Source organism: Ruegeria sp. BG8 (genome assembly GCF_056538325.1).
The window spans coordinates 126,652-147,113 of record NZ_JBQFSZ010000008.1 but is presented as its reverse complement, the minus strand read 5'-3'; the positions used below and the strand labels follow the sequence as shown (position 1 = coordinate 147,113).

26 protein-coding genes are annotated in these 20,462 nt (G+C 56.7%); 11 read left to right on the top strand and 15 right to left on the bottom strand.

Going from position 1 to position 20,462, the window contains the following annotated elements; all coding sequences use genetic code 11:
- Positions 1 to 112: 112 nt before the first annotated feature.
- Positions 113 to 934, bottom strand: a complete 822-nt coding sequence (locus ACR0DG_RS15905; RefSeq protein WP_480698232.1) for an ABC transporter substrate-binding protein — start codon at positions 932 to 934, stop codon at positions 113 to 115.
- Entirely contained in the window at positions 931 to 1,908 is a 978-nt protein-coding gene (pip, locus tag ACR0DG_RS15900; RefSeq protein ID WP_480698234.1) for a prolyl aminopeptidase, read from the bottom strand. The genes ACR0DG_RS15905 and pip overlap by 4 nt, the downstream gene beginning before the upstream one ends.
- A 48-nt stretch (positions 1,909 to 1,956) precedes the next feature.
- On the opposite strand from pip, the gene ubiG reads away from it, so the two are divergent.
- Positions 1,957 to 2,703 (top strand): bifunctional 2-polyprenyl-6-hydroxyphenol methylase/3-demethylubiquinol 3-O-methyltransferase UbiG, encoded by a 747-nt coding sequence (ubiG, locus tag ACR0DG_RS15895; RefSeq protein WP_480698236.1) that lies wholly within the window; start codon positions 1,957 to 1,959, stop codon positions 2,701 to 2,703.
- On the opposite strand, the gene ACR0DG_RS15890 is transcribed toward ubiG, so the two are convergent.
- From ACR0DG_RS15890 to ACR0DG_RS15875, 4 genes are read right to left on the bottom strand one after another with little or no spacing between them, the layout of a single operon-like run.
- Positions 2,700 to 3,146, bottom strand: a complete 447-nt coding sequence (locus ACR0DG_RS15890; RefSeq protein ID WP_480698238.1) for a MarR family winged helix-turn-helix transcriptional regulator — start codon at positions 3,144 to 3,146, stop codon at positions 2,700 to 2,702. The genes ubiG and ACR0DG_RS15890 overlap by 4 nt on opposite strands.
- 14 nt (positions 3,147 to 3,160) lie before the next feature.
- Entirely contained in the window at positions 3,161 to 3,991 is an 831-nt protein-coding gene (locus ACR0DG_RS15885; protein WP_480698240.1) for a carbon-nitrogen hydrolase family protein, read from the bottom strand.
- Positions 3,991 to 4,248, bottom strand: a complete 258-nt coding sequence (gene grxC, locus ACR0DG_RS15880) for a glutaredoxin 3 (RefSeq protein WP_480656496.1) — start codon at positions 4,246 to 4,248, stop codon at positions 3,991 to 3,993. The genes ACR0DG_RS15885 and grxC overlap by 1 nt, the downstream gene beginning before the upstream one ends.
- Positions 4,249 to 4,284: 36 nt before the next feature.
- Positions 4,285 to 4,983, bottom strand: a complete 699-nt coding sequence (locus tag ACR0DG_RS15875; RefSeq protein WP_480698242.1) for a double zinc ribbon domain-containing protein — start codon at positions 4,981 to 4,983, stop codon at positions 4,285 to 4,287.
- A gap of 46 nt (positions 4,984 to 5,029) precedes the next feature.
- Here ACR0DG_RS15875 and ACR0DG_RS15870 point away from each other — a divergent pair, with 46 nt between their 5' ends.
- Complete coding sequence (locus ACR0DG_RS15870) at positions 5,030 to 5,860, top strand: methyltransferase domain-containing protein (protein WP_480698244.1); 831 nt, start codon at positions 5,030 to 5,032, stop codon at positions 5,858 to 5,860.
- Between the two features lie 57 nt (positions 5,861 to 5,917).
- Positions 5,918 to 6,967, top strand: coding sequence for a ferrochelatase (gene hemH / locus ACR0DG_RS15865; protein ID WP_480698245.1), 1,050 nt, complete (start codon positions 5,918 to 5,920; stop codon positions 6,965 to 6,967).
- Positions 6,968 to 7,046: 79 nt separating this feature from the next.
- Here the strand turns inward: hemH and ACR0DG_RS15860 are convergent, their stop codons facing one another.
- A complete protein-coding gene (locus ACR0DG_RS15860; protein ID WP_005979327.1) occupies positions 7,047 to 7,229 on the bottom strand; it encodes a hypothetical protein in 183 nt (60 codons plus the stop codon).
- Positions 7,230 to 7,368: 139 nt separating this feature from the next.
- Positions 7,369 to 7,968, bottom strand: a complete 600-nt coding sequence (locus ACR0DG_RS15855) for a L,D-transpeptidase (RefSeq protein WP_480698247.1) — start codon at positions 7,966 to 7,968, stop codon at positions 7,369 to 7,371.
- Between the two features lie 169 nt (positions 7,969 to 8,137).
- Here ACR0DG_RS15855 and dalA point away from each other — a divergent pair, with 169 nt between their 5' ends.
- Complete coding sequence (gene dalA, locus ACR0DG_RS15850; RefSeq protein WP_480698249.1) at positions 8,138 to 8,653, top strand: divisome-associated lipoprotein DalA; 516 nt, start codon at positions 8,138 to 8,140, stop codon at positions 8,651 to 8,653.
- A gap of 61 nt (positions 8,654 to 8,714) precedes the next feature.
- Here dalA and ACR0DG_RS15845 read toward each other — a convergent pair whose 3' ends face one another.
- From ACR0DG_RS15845 to ACR0DG_RS15815, 7 genes are all read right to left on the bottom strand, one after another.
- Positions 8,715 to 9,179, bottom strand: a complete 465-nt coding sequence (locus tag ACR0DG_RS15845; RefSeq protein ID WP_480698251.1) for a PTS sugar transporter subunit IIA — start codon at positions 9,177 to 9,179, stop codon at positions 8,715 to 8,717.
- Between the two features lie 60 nt (positions 9,180 to 9,239).
- On the bottom strand, positions 9,240 to 9,803 hold the full coding sequence (gene hpf, locus ACR0DG_RS15840) for a ribosome hibernation-promoting factor, HPF/YfiA family (protein ID WP_480698253.1): 564 nt from the start codon (positions 9,801 to 9,803) through the stop codon (positions 9,240 to 9,242).
- 252 nt (positions 9,804 to 10,055) lie between these two features.
- Entirely contained in the window at positions 10,056 to 10,814 is a 759-nt protein-coding gene (lptB, locus tag ACR0DG_RS15835; protein ID WP_480698255.1) for an LPS export ABC transporter ATP-binding protein, read from the bottom strand.
- Positions 10,814 to 11,305, bottom strand: coding sequence for an LptA/OstA family protein (locus ACR0DG_RS15830; RefSeq protein WP_480698256.1), 492 nt, complete (start codon positions 11,303 to 11,305; stop codon positions 10,814 to 10,816). Before ACR0DG_RS15830 ends, lptB begins: the two co-directional genes overlap by 1 nt.
- A gap of 3 nt (positions 11,306 to 11,308) precedes the next feature.
- Positions 11,309 to 11,890 (bottom strand): LPS export ABC transporter periplasmic protein LptC, encoded by a 582-nt coding sequence (lptC, locus tag ACR0DG_RS15825; RefSeq protein WP_480707218.1) that lies wholly within the window; start codon positions 11,888 to 11,890, stop codon positions 11,309 to 11,311.
- Positions 11,891 to 11,919: 29 nt separating this feature from the next.
- Positions 11,920 to 12,888 (bottom strand): KpsF/GutQ family sugar-phosphate isomerase, encoded by a 969-nt coding sequence (locus ACR0DG_RS15820; RefSeq protein ID WP_480698260.1) that lies wholly within the window; start codon positions 12,886 to 12,888, stop codon positions 11,920 to 11,922.
- Complete coding sequence (locus ACR0DG_RS15815; protein ID WP_480698262.1) at positions 12,885 to 13,499, bottom strand: ribonuclease D; 615 nt, start codon at positions 13,497 to 13,499, stop codon at positions 12,885 to 12,887. Before ACR0DG_RS15815 ends, ACR0DG_RS15820 begins: the two co-directional genes overlap by 4 nt.
- A gap of 182 nt (positions 13,500 to 13,681) precedes the next feature.
- On the opposite strand from ACR0DG_RS15815, the gene ACR0DG_RS15810 reads away from it, so the two are divergent.
- The 7 genes from ACR0DG_RS15810 to ACR0DG_RS15780 all read left to right on the top strand — a co-directional run bounded on the left by ACR0DG_RS15810 (position 13,682) and on the right by ACR0DG_RS15780 (position 20,462).
- The gene (locus tag ACR0DG_RS15810; RefSeq protein WP_480698493.1) at positions 13,682 to 14,914 is read left to right on the top strand and encodes an MFS transporter; all 1,233 of its coding nucleotides are present in this window, start codon (positions 13,682 to 13,684) and stop codon (positions 14,912 to 14,914) included.
- 33 nt (positions 14,915 to 14,947) lie between these two features.
- Positions 14,948 to 15,376, top strand: coding sequence for an Lrp/AsnC family transcriptional regulator (locus tag ACR0DG_RS15805; RefSeq protein WP_480698263.1), 429 nt, complete (start codon positions 14,948 to 14,950; stop codon positions 15,374 to 15,376).
- A gap of 73 nt (positions 15,377 to 15,449) precedes the next feature.
- Entirely contained in the window at positions 15,450 to 16,139 is a 690-nt protein-coding gene (locus tag ACR0DG_RS15800) for a transglycosylase SLT domain-containing protein (protein ID WP_480698265.1), read from the top strand.
- Between the two features lie 9 nt (positions 16,140 to 16,148).
- The gene (flhA, locus tag ACR0DG_RS15795; RefSeq protein WP_480698267.1) at positions 16,149 to 18,236 is read left to right on the top strand and encodes a flagellar biosynthesis protein FlhA; all 2,088 of its coding nucleotides are present in this window, start codon (positions 16,149 to 16,151) and stop codon (positions 18,234 to 18,236) included.
- Positions 18,233 to 19,006 (top strand): flagellar biosynthetic protein FliR, encoded by a 774-nt coding sequence (locus ACR0DG_RS15790; protein ID WP_480698268.1) that lies wholly within the window; start codon positions 18,233 to 18,235, stop codon positions 19,004 to 19,006. Before flhA ends, ACR0DG_RS15790 begins: the two co-directional genes overlap by 4 nt.
- Complete coding sequence (locus tag ACR0DG_RS15785) at positions 19,003 to 20,091, top strand: EscU/YscU/HrcU family type III secretion system export apparatus switch protein (RefSeq protein ID WP_480698270.1); 1,089 nt, start codon at positions 19,003 to 19,005, stop codon at positions 20,089 to 20,091. The genes ACR0DG_RS15790 and ACR0DG_RS15785 overlap by 4 nt, the downstream gene beginning before the upstream one ends.
- On the top strand, positions 20,088 to 20,462 hold the full coding sequence (locus tag ACR0DG_RS15780) for a hypothetical protein (protein ID WP_480698272.1): 375 nt from the start codon (positions 20,088 to 20,090) through the stop codon (positions 20,460 to 20,462). Before ACR0DG_RS15785 ends, ACR0DG_RS15780 begins: the two co-directional genes overlap by 4 nt.

The following is a 20,462-nucleotide window of genomic DNA, read 5'->3' as shown; positions in this document are numbered from 1 at the left end:
CGTCGTATTTTCCGGTGGAGCCTTGAACCAGAAGTCCAACGCGCCGCTGTTGCAACCGCATATACGCAGGGTTTCCCGAGTCTGCAACCCCCGGCGAAAATCGTGATCGAATTTACGCCAACCACCACCGTTCGGCAATGCGCCCATCGTCCAGTACGCGATTACTGCCGATCTGTCGCGGCATCCCGACATGCCCAGCTACAGCCAGCGCCATATCGTCCTGACTTGGGTGATAGCGAAGACCGCGCTGGTCTTTCAGATCGTCCCCGTCGGGCAAAGCGGCCACATCTACATAACCATCGCGCAAGGCCTCAGCCCGTACGCGCGCGTCCGGGATCACGATGACTTCGACAGCGTCGGCCCAACCTGCAGTGCCGTTCTTGTAGTGACCCGCCACTTTTCGGCCCAGGAAATTGCGACCATCTTCAGCGCGCTCGACTCTGTAGCAGCCGGTGCCATTGGCCGCGTTCAACGGCGTCACGCCTTGACCCGAACGGGTTATAACGAAACGGGTATCTGCCAGCATGAAGGGCAGGCCTGCATTGGCTTCAGTCAGTTCCAGCCGAACTGCGTCCTCGGCAAGGGCCTCGGCCTTTCCGAATTCGCGCAGCACCGACACCACGTCTTCCACATGCAGCGCCGCGCCATCATGGAAGGTCACATCTTTGCACAAATCAAACCGCCAGACCCGCGCGTCAGAATCAGTCTGCCAACCAGAGGCAAGTTCACCGCGCAGAGTTCCATCGGGTGCAATTTCGGTGAGGTTATCAAACACCGCACCACGGGCCACCTGCTCTAAACTGTCGTCGCGTGGCACGGCCAGTCTGAGCGTGCCGCCCTTCTTTGGCGTATCCGCCAGCGAAGCCCCAGTCGCCGCCAGCAAAGCCGCGGCGGCACCTGATGCGAATAGCGCGCGGCGGTCGATCCGGGTCATGTCGCACCCTCGGCAACCCGATCCATTATGCGGACCAGTTCAGCGCTGATACCGGGCTCGGACAACGCATGGCCTGCCTGACGGACCATCTTGAGGTCTGCATTCGGCCAACGCTCGGCCAGAGACCATGCAGCCTGAGGCGGGCAGATCATGTCATAGCGCCCCTGCACGATATGGCCGGGGATATGAGCGATCCGGTCCATCTGATCCAGAATTTGCCCATCCTTCTCAAGAAACGCGCCATTTATGAAATAGTGATTCTCGAGCCGCGCAAAAGCCCGCGCGTATTCGCCGGGGCTTTCGCCTGTGGACCCGTGCGAGTGGATCGAGGCCAACGCGTTTTCCCAGCTGGACCACGCCCGCGCATACAAAATCTCGGTCGCCCGATCCCCTGAAAACAGGCGCTTGTTATAGGCCCGGATCGTATCCGACAAATCACCCTCGGACAGCAGGGCAGTGAATTTCGCCCATTGTTCCGGCCAGAACCGCCCTGCGCCGCCCCCATAGAACCAATCCAGCTCGGCCTGCGTTGCCAGAAAGACGCCGCGCAGCACCAGCCGGTTAACGCGATCGGGATGCGCTTGCGCGTAGATGAGGGCCAGCGTCGCCCCCCAACTGCCGCCAAACACAGTCCAGTCGTCGATATCCAGCAGCACCCGTAGGCGTTCAATGTCTTCGACCAGATGCCAGGTTGTATTGTCCGCGACCGAAGCATGGGGCCGCGATCGTCCGCAGCCGCGCTGATCAAAAAGAATCACCCGGAACACATGTGGATCAAAATACCGGCGCATGGCAGGGCTACAGCCGCCACCCGGGCCTCCGTGCAGAACCACCACCGGCACCCCATCAGGATTGCCGCATTGTTCCATATAAATACGATGTCCATCGCCCACATCCACCATGCGCTGATCGAACGGGTCGATCGGCGGGTACAGATATTGAACTGCGCGCTTTTGGTCCGGGTACTTGTCCATTATGGCCCTATATAGTCCTTAAACGTAAAAGAGCACACGGAGACAGGAATGCAAGCGCATCCGAACACGGTAGACCCGTCCGAGATCGCAAAATTTGAGGCGATGGCCGCTGAATGGTGGGATCCTCACGGGAAATTCAAGCCTCTGCACATGCTCAATCCGTGCCGTCTGGATTATATCACACAACAGATTGCAGGTGAATTTGACCGTGATCTGACCACCCCAAAACCGTTCGAGGGGCTGCGCCTGCTGGATATCGGCTGCGGTGGAGGGCTGCTGAGCGAACCGATGGCTCGCCTTGGCGCGGATGTCGTCGGAGCCGACGCCGCCGAGCGTAACCTGCCAGTTGCCCGAATCCATGCCGAACAATCAGGGCTGGAAATAGACTATCGCCACACCACTGCCGAAGACATGGCAGCCGCAGGTGAACAATTCGACGTGGTGCTGAATATGGAGGTCGTCGAACACGTAGCGGACCCCCTAGGGTATCTCACCGCGACGCAACAGTTGCTGATACCCGGCGGGTTGCAGGTCTGTTCCACCATCAACCGCAACCCGAAATCCTATGCCATGGCCATTTTCGGGGCCGAGGTCGTCATGCGCTGGCTGCCGCGCGGCACGCATGAATGGAACAAGTTCATCACCCCGGATGAGCTGTTCGATCTGCTGCGCCAAGCCGGGCTGGAACCGGTGGATCGCAAGGGGTTCGTGTTCAACCCAATTCTGTGGAGCTGGTCGATCTCGGACCGGGATCTGAGCGTGAATTATGTAACGGCGAGTGTGAAACCGGCTTAGGGCTTTTCACCTTCCAACTGCAGACGCAAATCCCGCAGCACGGGCAACGTGCTGCGGACGCGGTCCAGACCCAGCTCTCCAACTACGCGGTTGATCAGGGGGCTGATTGATGAAATCGCCTGATCCCGCGCGCGGCGGCCTGCCGGGCTGATGGCGACCATCTTACGGCGGGCATCATCCCAATCGGGCCGAATGTGGATGTATCCCGCCCATTCCAGCTTGGCCAAAGTATTCGTCATGGCACCGCGCGTGACATGAAATGTGCTGGCAAGCTGTGCTGGCGTGCGTTCGTCGCCGACGTAGACCAAATGGTTCAAGACCGAAAAATGTGAGATTTCCATGCCCTTAGGCAGCACTCGGCTCAGCCGGTTGCGCAATAGCTGGTCGGCGGTCAGGATCTCGCTGAATAGCGTGACCGCAAGGGCATTCTGATCGTCGGTCATGGTCCGGTTCTGGGTCAGGGCCCACTAAATGGGCGCAGGTGAGTCAGGGAAGGCACGCGATGGCGCGCCTCTGTCACAGAACTATCATCCAAATCGAAAATGTGAATGCCTGGATCGGTCCCTGCGTCGATTACGACCTCTCCCCACGGGGCGACAACAAGGCTGTGGCCATGGGTTACACGTGTTTTCCCGCGCGTTTTAGGGTGCTCACCCGTCTGCGCAGGTGCCAGAACCCAACAGCCGGTTTCGATTGCCCGTGCCCGCAACAGCGATTCCCAATGCGCGGCACCCGTCACCGGCGAGAAGGCGGCCGGAACAGTCAGAACCCGTGCGCCCGCCTGTGCCAATGCGGCAAACAGATGAGGAAAACGGATATCGTAGCAGATTGTCAGGCCCACCTTTCCGAAATCGGTTTCGGCGATGACGGCAGTATCGCCCGGGCGATAGTTCTTTGATTCGCGGAATGTCTCGGTTTCCGAGACCTGCACGTCAAACATGTGGATCTTGTCGTATCGCGCGACGATCTCGCCTTGCGGGTCGATCATAAAACTGCGGTTGGCGAAACGACCGTCAGCGTCATGCGTCTTTACCGCCAAAGACCCGATCAGCAGCCATATCCCTAATGAGGCGGCCTGCTCACGCAGCCCCGCCAGCGTCTTATCGTTTTCTTCGTGCTGCAGAACCTCACGCTGACGCGTGGAGCTTGTTGAAACGCAGTTGGTGACCTCTGGCGTCAGAACGAATTTCGCACCCTGCCCGGCCGCATCTGCCAGCAGGTCGCACACCATGTTGAGGTTTTCAACCGGATCATCCGAAGAGGTGATCTGCAGCAGCGCCGTTTTCATCAGGCAGCCAGAAGGCGATCCAGTTTGCCCTGACGATCCAGCTCATACAGCTCATCACAGCCGCCCACGTGCTGCGAACCGATGAAAATCTGCGGCACGGTACGCTTGCCACCGGCACGTTTAATCATCTCGGGCTTGCGCTTGGGGTGCATGAACACATCGACCTCTTTGAACTCGACGCCTTTCTGTTTCAGCAGGCGTTTGGCCGCGTGGCAAAAGCCGCAAAGCGGCGAGGTATAGATTTCTACCGGTTTCATAGTTCGTCCCTTGGGTTTTACATATTCTTGGGCGAATTATGCATCCTTGGCAACGCGCGCTAGGGTCAACACGAAAATATGATTTGCACCTGCATCTTTACAGGCACGGGCGCAGGCAGCCAAAGTCGCCCCCGAGGTCATCACGTCATCAACCACCAACACATCGCGACCCTGCATCCGATGCGTCCGCTTTGGGTGGGCCGCGATAGCTTGTTCCAGCGTCTGGGTCCGTTCCGCCGCCGTTTTCCCATCTAAAACAGGGGTTTTTCTCCGGCGCGTTAGCAGATCAGGGCATACGTCCAGCCCGGTTATCCACCCAAGGTGCTGCGCCAGCAGTGCAGATTGATTGTATCGCCGCTTTAGCAGGCGTGACCAATGCAAAGGTACCGGGGCCACCAGCATATCCTTGTGAAACAATTCCCGGCCTGCCTGTGCCATCCACCCGGCGGCTGGTCGCGCCAGCTCGGGCCTGTCGCCATGTTTCAGAGCCAGAATAAGCGAACGCGCCTTGCCTGCATAAAGCAACGCAGCGCGCCCGGCCTGCCAGGGGCGCTGGGCTTTCATACAGTCATCACACTCGATCCGGTGGCCGTCTGCCTCACCTGGCAGGGCAACGCTGCAACTGTCGCACACCGTCCCACCGATAAAGGGCGTTTCGCGCCAACACGTGCCGCACAGGCCAAAGTCCGATTCCGTCAACGCCCCACACCCCATGCAACGGGGCGGATAGATCATCTGAACTGCGGTTTGAATTCGCGGCCAGATGCGATAGTTGCGCCCTATGAAACTGCCTGAGTCCAACGCACCCTCTCTGTTTGATCGCAGGGCTTTGACCCGGCACCGTGCCCGCGCGCAGGACGACGCCTTGTTTCTGCATCACGCTGCTGTGGACGAGGTGCAGGATCGGCTCTCCATGGTTAACAAATCCTTTACGGCCCCGGCGATCATCACGCCGTTTGCGCAAATCTGGCAGGACGTATTGCCCGATGCGAACCTGATTGCCGATAACGAGGTGCTGGACCTGACACCCGGCGCTCATGATCTGGTGGTTCATGCCATGGCGCTGCATTGGGCCAATGACCCGGTCGGTCAGCTGATCCAGTGTCACCGCGCATTGCGCCCCGATGGGCTGCTGCTGGTGGTCTGTCTGGGCGGAGAAACCCTGCACGAGCTGCGCGCCGCCCTCGGGCAGGCTGAGATTGAGGTAACCGGCGGCCTCAGCCCGCGCATTGTACCAATGGCGGAACTGCGCGACCTAGGTGGGCTGCTACAGCGCGCCGGTCTGGCCCTGCCCGTCGCCGATACAGCGTGCCTTAAGGCAGAATACCGCGACATATACCATCTGATGCACGATCTGCGGGCGATGGGTGAAACCAACTGCCTGACAGACCGCGTCAAACATCCAACGCGACGCGCGGTATTTGACCGGGCGCAGCAAACTTACGCCGACAATTTCGCAACACCTCAGGGGCGTCTGGCCGCCACCTATGAATTGATCTGCCTGACCGGCTGGTCCCCGGATGACAGTCAGCAAAAACCGCTACGGCCCGGATCAGCCCAAACCCGCCTTGCAGAGGCGCTTGGAACGAAAGAAGGCAAACTGTCCGATTGACGAAAGAGCAATTCCGTTTATCTCAGCCCCGAACGACCGATTTTCAGGAAAGACAACATGTTTGACGCCACCCGCCCTGTTCATGCCCCTGCGGACCATCCAAAGGTCAAAATGGGCCGCGTCGGCATCTTGCTGGCCAACCTCGGTACACCAGATGACTATAGCTACTGGCCCATGCGCCGGTACCTGAACGAGTTTTTGTCAGACCAGCGCGTCATCGATTACCCAAAATGGAAATGGCAGCCCATTCTGCAGGGCATTATTCTGACCAAACGCCCTTTCAGCTCGGGCGAGGCGTATAAGTCGATCTGGAACCATGACAAAGGCGAAAGCCCACTGATGACGATCACCAAAGATCAAACGGCCAAAATGCGTGACGCGATGCAAGCGCGCTATGGCGATCAGGTGATGGTTGATTTCTGCATGCGCTACGGGAATCCGTCGACGAAATCCAAAGTACGTGAAATGGTCGCTGCGGGGTGTAACCGCATCCTGTTCTTCCCGCTGTACCCCCAATACGCAGGAGCCACGACCGCCACAGCCAATGACCAATTCTTCCGCGCGCTGATGGAGGAAGCGTGGCAACCTGCAAGCCGCACAGTACCAGCCTATTTCGACGAGCCCGCCTATATAGACGCCCTCGCGGGATCTGTTGAGCGGGCTTATGCCGAGCTGAGCACAAAGCCGGACATACTGGTCTGTTCCTATCACGGAATGCCGGACCGTTATTTGCAGCAGGGTGACCCGTACCATTGCCAATGCGCAAAGACGACGCGACTGTTGAAGGAACGGCTGGGATGGGACGACACTCAACTGGTCTCAACCTTCCAGTCGAGGTTCGGCCCTGAAGAGTGGTTAAAGCCGTACACGGTAGATCATGTGGCCGAACTGGCGCGTCAGGGCAAAAAGAACATCGCCGTCATTGCGCCCGCGTTCTCTGCCGACTGCATCGAAACACTCGAAGAGATCAACGAAGAGATCAAAGAGAGCTTTGAAGAAGCTGGCGGTGAAAGCTTTACCTATATCCCCTGCCTCAATGACGATGATTCTCACATCGCGGCATTGGGGAAAGTCATCGAAGACAATCTGAAGGGATGGCTGGACTAGTCACCCATCTGAACATTCAGGCATGAAAAAAGGCGGTGGAAAACTCCACCGCCTTTTTCATTGGATAATTCGCGAAGAATTAGCCTGCTGCAACAGCTGCGGCAACTACGACCAGCAGGATCAGCGGCAGGATGATGCCTTGCGACGAACCTTGTGTTTCTTCGACAACAACAGGTGCCTCAACAACCGGCTCTTCCAGGTTGCCAGCATAAGCGGTCGAAGCAGCAGCAGTCAGCGCAGCGGCGAGAACGAGTTTCTTCATATTAACCTCCAGAATACGCACGGTTCCAATTAGCGAAACCGCACACCCAAGACTTACCTCGTGTTTTTTTCTAACCAGCTATCCGACTGGAATGCAAATGGAACTTGCTTCGCAAGCGGGTTCGCGCGCGAAAATGTCGTCAAATAAGCAACACTTGCGTGCCAACTTTCGCCATTGAAAACAACTCGGCAATATCTTCGTTGAAAAGACCGATGCATCCGTTGGATGACCTGCGTCCGATTTTGCGTGTATCGTGTGTTCCGTGAATTCTGTAGTATTTCCAGCTTAGATATAAAGCGTGTGTTCCCAATGGGTTATCCGGCCCCGGAGGAATGTAGTCCGGCCATTCCGGGTTGCGCTTTTTCATCGACGGCGTGGGCGCCCAGCTTGGTCCTTCAACTTTTCGGATCACACTGGTGCGGCCGCGACGTGTCAATTCTTCGGTCAGCGGAACCGATGAAGGATAGAGTTTGTACACTCTTTGATCTTCTGACCAATAATGCAGCGCCCGCGACACCGTATCGACCAAAATGGCGCCGTTATTGGTGTTGTCGAAATAAGGCTGCCAATTCAGAGCACGGAATCCCGAAATGTTGCGACGCACTTCCGGTTCGGGCTCTGGAGCCGGGCGCAGCGGATCGCCAGGAATGTACTGAGCGACGGCAGGCGTGGCCAGAAAGGCCGAGGCACCAGCCAAAAACCCGCGCCGCGATGAAGTATGAATGCGTTTCTTGACCATGTCCTGTGGTCCTTTTGTAAACCAAACTTGAAAATCTGACGTATTTTATTGCCAGAATACGTCATTCGCAAACCAAACCGGCAAAATCACGCGAGAATCAGCCATTGCAGGTTTGCCCAAGCCGGTTGGGCGCGTTATTGCGTAGGATAACTCAAATATCAGGTCGACCATGACGCGTATTATTTCCCTACTGTTTCTTTGCTTTGTTGCGTTGGCAGCATGTACCCCAAGCAGCACCCCGACCTATGGATCCGATGGTCGCCCCCTGCCCAGCGTTTACAAGATTCGCGGGAACCCGGAAAAACTGCAGTTCCGCATGCTTGATTCGGTAAATGCACTGCGTCAGGCCTCTGGTCTGCAACCAGTTCAACTGAACGCCCAGCTGAATGCTGCGGCAGCGACCCATTCAAAGGATATGGCGCGCCAGAACCGGCCCTGGCACTTTGGTTCGGACGGGTCTTCGCCAATCGACCGCGCAGCGCGTGTCGGGTATTTTGGAACTTTCCTCGGCGAAGCGATCTCGGAAACTTTTGAAACCGAGACGGAAACCCTGGCGGCTTGGATGCAAGAGCCCGGCCCAAGGTCTGTTATCCTTGATCCCCAAGCAACCCAGATGGGTTTTGCATGGCATCAGGAAACCGGTGGAAAAATCTGGTGGACACTTGAGATGGGGACTGGTGGTTGACCACCTGATCCAAAAGAAAAAGCCCCCGTTTCTCGGGGGCTTTTTTATTATTAACAATGATTTAAGCGGCTTGCATTGACTGAGCCTCTGTCAGGATCGCATACAGCTTAACCGGATCAGGGTTTGCCCGCAGCTTGGCGCATACGGACGTGTCGCGCAGCGTCCGTGACACAAGGGCAAGCGCTTTCAGGTGATCTACACCAGCTTCTTCGGGCGCGAACAACGCAAATGCGATATCAACGGGCTGCCGGTCAACCGAACCGAAATCGATCGGTTTTTCCAACATGACAAATACACCAGACACAGCTTCAAGCTCAGTCATACGTGCGTGCGGCAAAGCCACACCGTGTCCAACGCCGGTCGGGCCAAGGCTCTCACGCTCGAGCAAACTGTCGACCACGACCTGAGACTCCAGCCCCAGCGTACCGGCCGCAACATCGGCGATTTCCTGAAACAGCCGCTTCTTACTGGAAGCCGCCGACAATACACGCACTGCTTCGGGCTTCAGAATGCTCGAAAGCTCCATGATCATGCTCCATGGCAAGGCCCCCACAATCGCGGGGGCGTGCCTTACTAATCTTGCCTGTTACGGATCGATCCAGCCGATGTTTCCGTCATCCCGACGGTAAACGACGTTCAATCCGTCCTTGTTCTCATTCCGGAATACCAGCACCGGAGCACCAGCAAGTTCCATCTGCATAACGGCTTCACCAACACTCAGCGATGGGATCTTGGTTTCCATCTCAGCCACGATCATCGGCTGCAAAGTTTCAGGCTCATCAGCCGACTCAGATTCGTCAGACGCGAGGATATAAGAGGAAGCTCCAAAGAGTTCAACCGGCTCAACCCGATCCTTATGGTGATCCTTCAAACGGCGTTTATATCGGCGCAATTGTGTTTCCATTTTGTCGCAGCAGGCCTCAAATGCTGCGTAAATCTCGATTGCATGGGCTTTGGCCTGGGCCGTCAGACCGGTGGAAAGATGCACGGTGGTCTCGCACACATATTCATGCGCAGAACGGGAAAAGACGACATTGGCATCGGTTGGTCGCTGGGCGTATTTGCCCACCACCTCGCCAAGTTCGGTCTGCACGTGGGTCTGAAGTGCTTCACCGATGTCGATCTGTTTTCCGGTTATTTGGTAACGCATGTGATCTCCTTCACAATTCACACCCATTCTGACGCCGCAGAAAACGACGCGCTTGTTTTTATCGGGTGGGGGATATCGGCATGTTCCGCGATTGCCCAAAGGGGGTCCCTTCAAGGAAGGGGCATCGTGATCCAGACTGGAACCGAAGAAATGCCATAACCCAATTGAGGCAAGAGACGGCGGAAGAGTCAATAAAAACAGGCGTGTATATACGCGATTTCCGCCATTCGATCAGCGCAATGCCGCGCAAGCTTATGAAATACGGAAGTTTTCGCCCAGGTAGACGCGTCGAACGTTCTCGTTTTCAACCACTTCGTCAGGGGTCCCGGACATCAGAACCTGCCCATCGTGCAAAATGTAAGCGCGATCAACAATTTCCAGTGTTTCCCGTACGTTATGGTCGGTGATCAACACGCCGATACCGCGCTTTTTGAGGTCTGCAACCAGATGCCGGATATCGCCCACACTGATCGGGTCCACCCCGGCAAATGGTTCATCCAGCAAAAGATATTTCGGATCGGCGGCCAGACAGCGTGCAATTTCAACACGCCTGCGCTCACCACCCGACAAGGCCAACGCCGGTGCGCGGCGCAGATGCTCGATCGAGAAATCCGACAGCAATTCTTCCAGTCGTTCTTTGCGCCGATGCGCGTGATTGACCGTGATATCGAGAACGGCTGAGATATTATCCTCAACGCTCATACCTCGGAAGATCGACATTTCCTGCGGCAGGTAACCGATCCCAAGGCGCGCGCGGCGATACATTGGCAACGTCGTCACGACCTGCCCGTCGATTGTCACGGTTCCCGCTTCGGGAAACACAAGCCCTGCGACCGAGTAAAAGGTCGTCGTTTTACCCGACCCGTTTGGCCCCAGCAGTGCGACGACTTCGGATCGCCCCAAAGTCATCGACACATCGCGGATCACCGTCTTTTTCCGGTAAGACTTGCGCAACTTCTCGATCTTGAGACCTGAACTGCCTTCGGTGAGTGTCAGGTTTGCGGACGCCATCAGTTGGCACCCTGTTGCAAAATGGTTTTTACGTTTCCGCTGACGGTTGCCGTACCTGTGGTCAGGTTGGCATTCATCTGGTCCCCGCTGATCGTACTGGGCCCTTGCGTCAGCAACACATTACCGCGCATTTCAATTTCGCCCGAATCGATCGTGTATTCGGCCCAGTCGCCTTCGGCTGCATCAGGCGGGCTGACCAGAACAACGTCTTCGGTCGCCTCCATACGCTCGATCCCCGAGCGATCTGCGTTGTATATGACCAGAACGCGCCCCGCCGTCAGTCGCATTTCGCCCTGGATGACGATGACATTTCCGATGAACTCAGCCGAGCCGTTTTCCTGATTTACGTTCAACGACTCCGAGGTCACCTCGACCGGCAGACTAGGGTCGGCCTTGACCGCCCCGAACGCGACCTGAGCTTCCTGCGCAACCGCAGATATCGGGCTGGTCAACAAGGCAAGGCCAGCAATGGCAAATCGAAAATCGAACACAGGTTATCTTTCTGCTCTTTCAGGCTCGTATATCAGCTTCACGCCGTCTGTAAAAATAATATGGACCGGGCCATCCTTTTTTTCCGTACCAAAGGTCATTCGACCGGCAGAGAAATCGCCGATAATTCCGGTACCCTGTACCTGACCGGGCGTATCCCCGCGAATTTCATCAAGCGCCGTATTCAATCTGTCCGTCGTCACCTGAATCCCGTCTGTCGACGTAATCAGGACATCACCGATAAATGTAGCAGTGTTCTTGTCGGGTCGGATCATACCCGAATTGGAATCCAGCGTTATGACCCCGCCTCCGGACAGACCCAGCCGACCTCGGAATTCAGAGGCGGTCGGAACCGAGTTTTCGGTGCCCTGCGTGGCCTGGGTCGCCTCGATCTGCACCTCTTCGCCTTTGCGTGTCGTGCCACGATAGTTTGGGCGCGTCACAACCTGATCGGCAAGACGCTCTTCGATATCACGCTGCGTGAACGGCACGGTGACATTGGTTTCGATACTGCGGGAGAACAGGAAAACAGTGGACAGCAAGACAATGGCCGCCAAAGGCAGCAAGACCTTCAAGAATTGCACCATTCTGGAGTGGCTGTCCAAGCTGTCCCCTCCTAACCCAGCCCGACGCGCAGGCAGTCATGAATGTGCAGCAATCCTTCGACCACTCCATCCGCATCTGGTGAAACCACGAACAAGGACGTGATCTTGCGGTCGTTCATGACTGCCACGGCCTCTTCTGCCAGGGCATCTGGGCCGATGGTCGAGGGGTTTTCAGTCATAACCTGTTGCGCCGATTTTGACAGCAACCCATCCATATGCCGACGCAAGTCACCGTCCGTTATGATCCCTGCCAACCGATTTTGGCTGTCGACGACACCTGCTACACCGAACCCCTTCTGACTGATTTCAATTAGGGCATCGCTCATCGCGACATCGGACGCAAGCAATGGCAGAGCAGAGCCTGTATGCATCAGATCGCGCACTGTACTAAGCCGCGCGCCCAGCTTTCCGCCAGGATGAAAGGCACGGAAATCTTCTGGTTTGAAATCGCGATACTTCATCAGCGCAATTGCCAGCGCATCCCCCATGGCCAGAGTCAACGTGGTCGAGATCGAAGGGACCATGCCAAACCCGCAGGCCTCTCCCATCGAGGGGATCAACAGGTGCACATCTGCCTGTTTCATCAGCGTGCTTTCGGGTTTGCTGGACAGGCCAATCAACGGAATACCAAAACGTCGTGTAAAGGCCAGCAGGTTGGCCAGTTCCGGTGCCTCACCCGAGTTCGAGATCGCAAGCACGACATCACCCTTGGACACCATCCCCAGATCACCGTGGCTCGCCTCGGCAGGGTGCACGAAGTAGGCGGGTGTGCCAGTGCTGGCCAAAGTGGCGGCGATCTTGTGTCCGATATGGCCTGACTTACCGATGCCACTGATGATGATACGTCCGGTGGCTTGCAGGATCAGTTGCACGGCCTCGGCAAAGTGTTCGTCCAGGCTTTCGGCCAGGACGTCCAGCGCGCGGGCCTCATCCGTGACAACCTGTCGGGCTGTTCTCAGAAATGCTTCGGTATCGGTCATGAGTGCGCAAAAATATCCGTTTCGGGCCAACCGGCGAGGTCAAGTTTCGCACGCATCGGCAAGAAGTCAAAACACGCCTGAGCCATTTCGGTCCGACCTTCGCGGGCCAGACGGCCGTCCAGCGCCTCGCGTAGCTGATGCAAGTACAAAACGTCGGACGCAGCATAATCCAGTTGTGCTTCTGTCAGGGTTTCTGCACCCCAATCGCTCATCTGCTGCTGCTTCGAGATATCGACGCCAATCAGTTCTTGGCACAGGTTCTTCAACCCGTGTCGGTCGGTGTAGGTACGAACCAAACGGCTGGCGATTTTTGTACAATAAACCGGCGCAGCCAATGCACCGAACGTGTGGTACATCGCAGCGATATCGAAGCGGCCAAAGTGAAACAGTTTCAAAACATCAGGGTTTTGAAGCATGGCGCAAAGATTTGGAGCCTGCGTCTGGCCTTTTTCGACCTGCACGATGTGGCTGTTGCCGTCACCGCCTGACATTTGAATGACACACAGCCGGTCGCGATGCGGGTTCAAGCCCATGGTTTCACAGTCGATGGCCACAACCGGGCCAAGATCCAGCCCATCCGGCAAGTCGTTTTTATAGAGGTGGTTCGCCAACGCTGTCTTCCTTTGTGCGATATCGCCCCCGAGATAGGCGGTTTGATCCGCAAACTCAACGCCATCTCGGGAATGGCGCCAATATGCGCGGAATTCTTGACCATGCGCCCCTGGGCTGGAAAATTACGATGCAGCACACACCGCAAAACCGGTGCACATTGATCCCGGCAAAGGACATGCAGATGCTCAGCGTTCTGCAAAATCGCGTTTACCGCCATTTGCTTGCGGCACAGGTCGTCGCGCTGACCGGAACCGGGCTGGCGACCATTGCGCTGGGTCTGCTGGCCTATGATCTGGCCGGAGAGGCCGCAGGGTTGGTTCTGGGAACGGCCCTGACAATCAAGATGGTGGCATATGTTGTCATCGCACCAATCGCTGCCGCCTTTGCCGAACGCCTGGACCGGCGGCGCATGCTGGTGGCGCTGGATCTGGTGCGCGCGGTCATTGCGGTTTGCTTGCCATTCGTAACCGAAATCTGGCAGGTATATGTGCTGATCTTTTTTCTGCAATCTGCCTCAGCCGGATTTACACCCGCGTTTCAGGCCACGATTCCTGACATTTTGACCGACGAGCAAGATTACACAAAGGCGCTTTCCCTGTCTCGATTGGCCTATGATATTGAAAGTGTCGTCAGCCCCGCATTGGCAGCCGCGCTTCTGACGGTCGTGAGTTTCGACAGTCTTTTCTGGGGAACCGGCTTTGGGTTTATTGCCTCGGCCCTGCTGGTGGTTTCTGTCTACTTGCCTTCGCCACAGCCAACGACGCAACGGGGCATTTATGATCGCACCACGCGCGGTCTTCGTCTGTATCTGTCCACGGCCCGCTTGCGGGGCCTGCTCGCGCTGAACTGGACCGCTGCCGCGTTAAGCGCGATGGTCATCGTTAATACCGTCGTGATCGTTCGCGCCGAACTGGGGTTGTCGGAAAGCGCAGTTGCCATTGCCATGGCCGCTTACGGAGGCGGGTCCATGACGGCCGCTCTGGCTTTGCCCGCGCTCTTGGAAAAATACCGCGATCGCAGGGTCATGTTGACAGGCGCGGTATTTGGAACCTTCTCCATGGCACTTTGGGCTTTGTTGTTTTTCGCGGGTTGGGCGAGCTTACCGCTTCTTATTCTGATCTGGGCCAGTGTTGGTTTCGGCTATGCTGCCATCCTGACACCAGCCGGGCGATTGCTGACCCGCTCATCCCGCCCCGAGGACAGACCCGCTATGTTTGCCGCTCAATTCACGCTGTCGCATGCATGCTGGCTGGTTCTGTACCCTTTCGCCGGATGGTTGATGACAAACGGAGGATCGACCCAAGCCGCAATCTGGATGACAGTCGCTGCCGCAATGGGCCTGATTGCTGTTGGCTTTCTTTGGCCGCAAACTCAGAAAAGACTCACGGGCGCAGATCAACCTGACAAGCCTTGAGGACCATCCCAAATCTGCTTTACACCTTGGCGCATGGATCAACTTGACCGACGCATAATCGCCGCTTTGCAACACAACGCGCGGGCTTCAACGACAAAGATCGCTGCCAAACTCGGTGTGGCGCGCACAACGGTGCACGAACGGATCAAGCGGATGGAAGAAACCGGCATAATTGCCGGGTATTCGGTCGTCCTGAGCACATCAGAAGATGATCCACGCGTGCAGGTTGTCGTCATGCTTGAAGTTCAGCAGAACGAAACGACCCGCATCATCAAAAGGCTTGAAGCCTATCCCGAAGTCAAACGGTGCCTCTCAATCAATGGTGACTTCGATCTGCTTTTGTCTGCCGAAGCGCCTCGGATAGAAGATCTGGACATTCTGGTGGATGAGCTGGCCAAGATCCCGGGTGTGCTGCGCACCAATACCAGCGTCGTTTTTGGTCGCAGGATTGATCGGAACTGAACCGCCGCTAACCCTCTGTAAACCCTGCTGCCGCTAGTTTGACCGGGACCACACAGAATCCCGGACCGGTAGAATGCCCAATCGAACACTTACAGGTCTGATCTTTGCTGCGCTGAATCTGGCGCAACCTGCCACCGGTATGTCTGACGCGCGCACGGCGGATATCTGCGACCGGGCCGCCCAGCGCGCCGCAATGGCCGAAGGTGTTCCGCTAAAGGTCCTGCGGGCGATATCCCGGGTCGAAACTGGCCGTGCATTGGACGGAAAGCTTTCACCCTGGCCCTGGACGATCAATGTTGAGGGCGCGGGTTTTTGGTTCGCCTCAGAATTCGAAGCAAAATCATACGTTTTCAAAATCTTCAAAGCTGGCAAGCGCAGTTTTGATATTGGTTGTTTTCAAATAAATTACCGCTGGCACGGCAAGGCCTTCCGATCCATCGACGCCATGTTCGATCCCGATGAAAACGCAGCCTACGCGGCCCGCTTTGTCAAAGACCTTTATGCCGAACTGGGCTCTTGGGATGCTGCAGCAGGTGCCTATCACTCTCGCACCACGCACCTTGCACAAGCGTATACGACCCGATTTCGGAATGTTCTGGCGCAACTTGATCAATCAGACACACCGGTCGCCGTCACGCATGATCCATTCACCACTGCAGCATCTCCTTTGTTCCCGCAAACGATAGAACAACCCCGCAGCGCCGGTCTTGGCTCCCTTGTTCCGACAACCGGAACCGTCAAAGCCTTTATCCCGTTCAACTAGGAAAGTCGCGTGCCCCAGATCGACGCCCGTTCCCTCTTTTCCCCGACCGTGTTGCTGGCCGTTGCCCTGATGACGGTCATCGTGATGATGATCCTGCCGATGCCCGCATGGGTTCTGGACGTCGGGCTTGCAGCCTCGTTCGCATTGGCGATCCTGATATTCACTCTGACCCTGTTTGTCGAAAGACCACTGGATTTTTCCTCGTTCCCGACGATCCTGCTAGCTTCGCTGATGCTGCGACTGTCACTGAATGTGTCCTCGACAAAGCTGATCATCGGGCAAGGTCACACCGGCCCCAACGCGGCCGGTGACGTCATCGAAGGCTTTGCCAATTTCGTCATGGGCGGCAGCATCTTTCTGGGTCTCGTGGTTTTTGGCGTTCTCTTGATCGTCAATTTTATGGTGATCACAAAGGGGGCCGCGCGCATGGCCGAAGTCGGCGCGCGTTTTGCACTGGATGGGATGCCTGGCAAGCAATTAGCGATCGACAGCGACATGTCCGCGGGCGCGATTGATCACCAGCAGGCCAAGGAACGACGTGAGCGCGAACAGCAAGAGACAACCTTTTTCGGCTCGCTCGACGGGGCTTCAAAATTCGTAAAGGGCGACGCGGTTGCCGGTTTGCTGATTACGCTTCTGAACCTTGTCATGGGTCTTGTCATGGGCGTCGTCGTGCACGGGATGCCAATTGCTGCGGCGTTTGAAACCTATGCCATTCTGACGGTCGGGGACGGGCTGGTCACGCAGATACCCGCCGTGATCATTTCGATTGCATCGGCCCTCCTGTTGGCGCGCGGCGGTACACAGGGTGCAACCGATAGCGCTCTGTTCTCGCAGCTGGGCCGCCATCCGGCCGCGCTTGGCACAGTTGCGGTTTTGATGGTTCTTTTTGCCTTGGTTCCCGGTCTACCATTTCTCCCGTTCATCCTGGGTGCAGCGGTTCTGGGCTATACGGCCTATCGCGTGCGACGCAATCAGCAGGCAGCAGAGGCCTCTTCAAGCGCGCCCGATCCCACGGACGAAACGCCCGTTTCGCAAGCCATCGGTGACATTCTGGATCTCGACGACGTTCATCTGGAATTTGCGCCCGATCTTGTCAGCATGGTGCTGAACCCAGGCACCGGGCTGGATGCCCGGATTGCCAATATGCGAACCTATGTTGCATCGACCTTCGGGCTGATCCTGCCAGATATCCGGCTGACCGACCGCGCAGATTTGGCGATGGGAACCTATGTCGTCAAAGTACAGGGTGTCGAACAGGCACGCGGCGTGTTGAACCCCGATCTGGTTCTGGCACTGGTGCAGGAGGGTCATGACCTTCTCCCCGAAGGGAATGACGTGACAGAGCCCGTCTATGGTGCACCAGCCCGCTGGATCCTGCCCAAGGATCAAGAGACCGCCGCAATGAGCGGGGCAACCATCGTGTCACCACCTGAAATCCTGGCGACGCATCTGCTGGAAATCATCAAGCAGAACTTCTCGCGTCTGCTCACGCTCAAGTCCCTGCGCCGCCTTTTGGCCGAGATGACCAAGTTGAGCGACCCGATCCGGGCCGAGGCCAATCGCAAACTGCTGGACGAACTGATCCCAGACAAGGTCCCAATAGATACCTTGCATGCCGTTCTGCGCCTGCTGCTGGATGAAAAAGTGTCGATCAGAAATATGGCCTTGATCCTGGAAAGCGTGGCCGAGGCTCGTTTGAGAACCACACAACCCGAAGGGATCTGCGAACTGGTCAGACAGCGTCTTGGCTTCCAGTTGATCGCCGAGATGAAGCGCGAAGATGGTTCAATCCCGCTCATCCAGTTGGCCCCCGAATGGGAGGACACCTTTGTCACCTACCAGATCGACGCGCCAACAGCGGGTCTTGATGTGGCATTGCCGCCCAATCTGTTCAACAAGCTGGCGGATGGCGTTGTCGAAAGCGTTGCACAATCCGCAGACCATGGCCTTTTTCCGGCTGTAGTCACATCAACCAGACGACGCCGGCTTCTACGTACCATCATGCAGGCGCGAGGTGTTTCAAACCCCGTCCTGTCGTTCGAGGAAATCGGACTCGAGGCGCGTCCGGCGCTTGTCGGAACCGTACCTGCGTGATTGCGCTGCCACCCGAACTCCTCCCCCGATTGGGCGATGAGATTTGGCACGCCTTCGCCGTTTTCGTGCGTGTTTCAGCCTTGGTCTCCTTGCTTCCTGCGTTCGGCGAGAGGAGTATTCCAAGCCGCGTAAAGCTTTCTGTAGCGTTGGCATTCACCCTCGTCGTCACCCCGGCTGTCCCGGATCTGACACCTGATGCCGGGTTACTGCCGTTGACGCGTTTGATATTCATTGAGGTTCTCATCGGTGCCGCCTTGGGTCTGGGACTGCGCCTTTTCGTTTTGGCCCTTCAAACCGCGGGGTCCATCGCGGCGCAAGCAACGTCACTTTCGCAAATCCTGGGGGGCGCTGCCGCAGATCCGGTTCCAGCCATGGGGTATCTTTTGACCCTAGCGGGGCTGACAGTTGCAGTAATTCTGGACCTGCACGTTCGTATCGCCGAATTCCTAATCCTTAGCTACAAAGTGTTCCCGGCAGGAGTGGCGCCAACTGCAACCGATCTCTCGCAATGGGGTGTTAGAAACATCGCGCGTAGTTTTGGGCTGGCCTTTAGCCTGTCGATGCCTTTCGTGATCGCGTCACTCATCTACAATCTGGCACTTGGTGTGATCAATCGCGCGATGCCACAGTTGATGGTCGCGTTTGTCGGTGCTCCGGCAATCACATTCGCCGGTCTGTTTTTACTATTCGCGGGAACCCCTTTGATTCTGGCCGTGTGGTCAGATGCTTTGTTCGATTTCATAGGTGACCCGATCGGAACCGACAAATGAGTGCCGGTGATGACGATAGCGATAAGTCGTTCGAACCAACGCCACAAAAGCTTCAAAAAGCGCGTGACAAGGGCGAGGTTGCCAAGTCCAACGATTTATCGGTGGTCGCGGCTTATTCGGGGTTTTTGGTTGCCATTCTCGCGTTGGGCCAATTTGGCGTTCAAGAAATAGGCACCCTTTTTGTAGTTTTCCTGGATCAGGCCGACACGTTGTCAGACCTTGTCGTCGAAGGGCCCGCCGCCAGCCCGGTTGGTGGAATGCTCAAAACCACACTGGTCGCAATCTCGGCGATGTTCGTGGTGCCAGCTTTGGCCGTTGTGTTGGCCCTGCTTGCCCAGCGCGCGTTAGTCTTTGCCCCCTCAAAGCTGAAACCCAAACTGTCGCGGATATCGATCCCGTCAAATGCGAAAAACAAATTTGGCCGAGGCGGATTATTCGAGTTCGCCAAGAGCTTTGTAAAGCTGGCGATCTACGGCACATGCTTGGCGCTTTTTCTCCGCTCCCATCTCGATAAGATCCTCTCTGCCAGTGCTGTCCCAGCCCAAACCTCTTTGCTGCTGATGATGGATCTGTTGTTCCGCTTCATGTTCATCGTGGTTGCAATAGCTCTGGCGATCGGAGCGGTTGATTACCTTTGGCAACATGCTGAACACATCCGAAAGAACCGCATGTCTCGCAAAGAAATCCAGGATGAAACAAAGGATGCCGAGGGTGATCCCCATGTCAAACAACAACGGCGCCAACGCGCTCAAGAGATTGCATCAAACCAAATGATGGCAGATGTCCCGACGGCAGATGTTGTTATCGTGAACCCCACCCATTTTGCGGTTGCTTTAAAATGGTCACGCAAGGCCGGTTCCGCGCCGGTTTGTGTGGCCAAGGGTGTCGATGCGGTCGCAGCCACGATCAGATCAACCGCGGGGGAAGCTGGGGTTCCCATCCATTCTGATCCTCCGACAGCCCGGGCGCTGCACGCCAGCGTCGACATCGGACAGGAGATTTCCCAAGAGCATTACCAGCCAGTTGCCGCTGCCATTCGGTTCGCAGAGGTCATGCGAAAACGCGCGAAAGACAAAATTGCATGAAGATATCTAAAGTCTCAGATTTGGCGGTCGTGACGGAAGCCACTTTTCAAAAAGAGCTCCAACATCTCAAGCCCGCGTTAGACGCAGAGGCAAAAGTCCAACAACAATTGGCGCAGTTGAACGCATTGGTCAGGCAGTCGCGCGCGGAAGAGACCCAAGACTATTTGCTGACAGGCGCCGATGTTCTTTGGAACGGTTGGGAGGCCAAGACACGCCGCCAACTGAACATGGACCTAGCACGGGCCAAAGCCCGCAAGCTTGCCGCGTTGGACCAGTTGCGGAACGCATTTGGGCGCCAGCAAGCTGTAGCCGAACTGTCGAGACTACAGTTTGCTGAGCGCCATCAAAGATCACGCAACAAAACGCCCTAG

Coding starts and splice junctions, on each gene's coding strand:
- ACR0DG_RS15905 (WP_480698232.1), bottom strand. CDS start 934: ATGACCCGGATCGACCGCCGCGCGCTATTCGCATCAGGTGCCGCCGCG.
- pip (WP_480698234.1), bottom strand. CDS start 1,908: ATGGACAAGTACCCGGACCAAAAGCGCGCAGTTCAATATCTGTACCCG.
- ubiG (WP_480698236.1), top strand. CDS start 1,957: ATGCAAGCGCATCCGAACACGGTAGACCCGTCCGAGATCGCAAAATTT.
- ACR0DG_RS15890 (WP_480698238.1), bottom strand. CDS start 3,146: ATGACCGACGATCAGAATGCCCTTGCGGTCACGCTATTCAGCGAGATC.
- ACR0DG_RS15885 (WP_480698240.1), bottom strand. CDS start 3,991: ATGAAAACGGCGCTGCTGCAGATCACCTCTTCGGATGATCCGGTTGAA.
- grxC (WP_480656496.1), bottom strand. CDS start 4,248: ATGAAACCGGTAGAAATCTATACCTCGCCGCTTTGCGGCTTTTGCCAC.
- ACR0DG_RS15875 (WP_480698242.1), bottom strand. CDS start 4,983: ATGATCTATCCGCCCCGTTGCATGGGGTGTGGGGCGTTGACGGAATCG.
- ACR0DG_RS15870 (WP_480698244.1), top strand. CDS start 5,030: ATGAAACTGCCTGAGTCCAACGCACCCTCTCTGTTTGATCGCAGGGCT.
- hemH (WP_480698245.1), top strand. CDS start 5,918: ATGTTTGACGCCACCCGCCCTGTTCATGCCCCTGCGGACCATCCAAAG.
- ACR0DG_RS15860 (WP_005979327.1), bottom strand. CDS start 7,229: ATGAAGAAACTCGTTCTCGCCGCTGCGCTGACTGCTGCTGCTTCGACC.
- ACR0DG_RS15855 (WP_480698247.1), bottom strand. CDS start 7,968: ATGGTCAAGAAACGCATTCATACTTCATCGCGGCGCGGGTTTTTGGCT.
- dalA (WP_480698249.1), top strand. CDS start 8,138: ATGACGCGTATTATTTCCCTACTGTTTCTTTGCTTTGTTGCGTTGGCA.
- ACR0DG_RS15845 (WP_480698251.1), bottom strand. CDS start 9,179: ATGGAGCTTTCGAGCATTCTGAAGCCCGAAGCAGTGCGTGTATTGTCG.
- hpf (WP_480698253.1), bottom strand. CDS start 9,803: ATGCGTTACCAAATAACCGGAAAACAGATCGACATCGGTGAAGCACTT.
- lptB (WP_480698255.1), bottom strand. CDS start 10,814: ATGGCGTCCGCAAACCTGACACTCACCGAAGGCAGTTCAGGTCTCAAG.
- lptC (WP_480707218.1), bottom strand. CDS start 11,890: ATGGTGCAATTCTTGAAGGTCTTGCTGCCTTTGGCGGCCATTGTCTTG.
- ACR0DG_RS15820 (WP_480698260.1), bottom strand. CDS start 12,888: ATGACCGATACCGAAGCATTTCTGAGAACAGCCCGACAGGTTGTCACG.
- ACR0DG_RS15810 (WP_480698493.1), top strand. CDS start 13,682: ATGCTCAGCGTTCTGCAAAATCGCGTTTACCGCCATTTGCTTGCGGCA.
- ACR0DG_RS15805 (WP_480698263.1), top strand. CDS start 14,948: ATGGATCAACTTGACCGACGCATAATCGCCGCTTTGCAACACAACGCG.
- ACR0DG_RS15800 (WP_480698265.1), top strand. CDS start 15,450: ATGCCCAATCGAACACTTACAGGTCTGATCTTTGCTGCGCTGAATCTG.
- ACR0DG_RS15785 (WP_480698270.1), top strand. CDS start 19,003: ATGAGTGCCGGTGATGACGATAGCGATAAGTCGTTCGAACCAACGCCA.
- ACR0DG_RS15780 (WP_480698272.1), top strand. CDS start 20,088: ATGAAGATATCTAAAGTCTCAGATTTGGCGGTCGTGACGGAAGCCACT.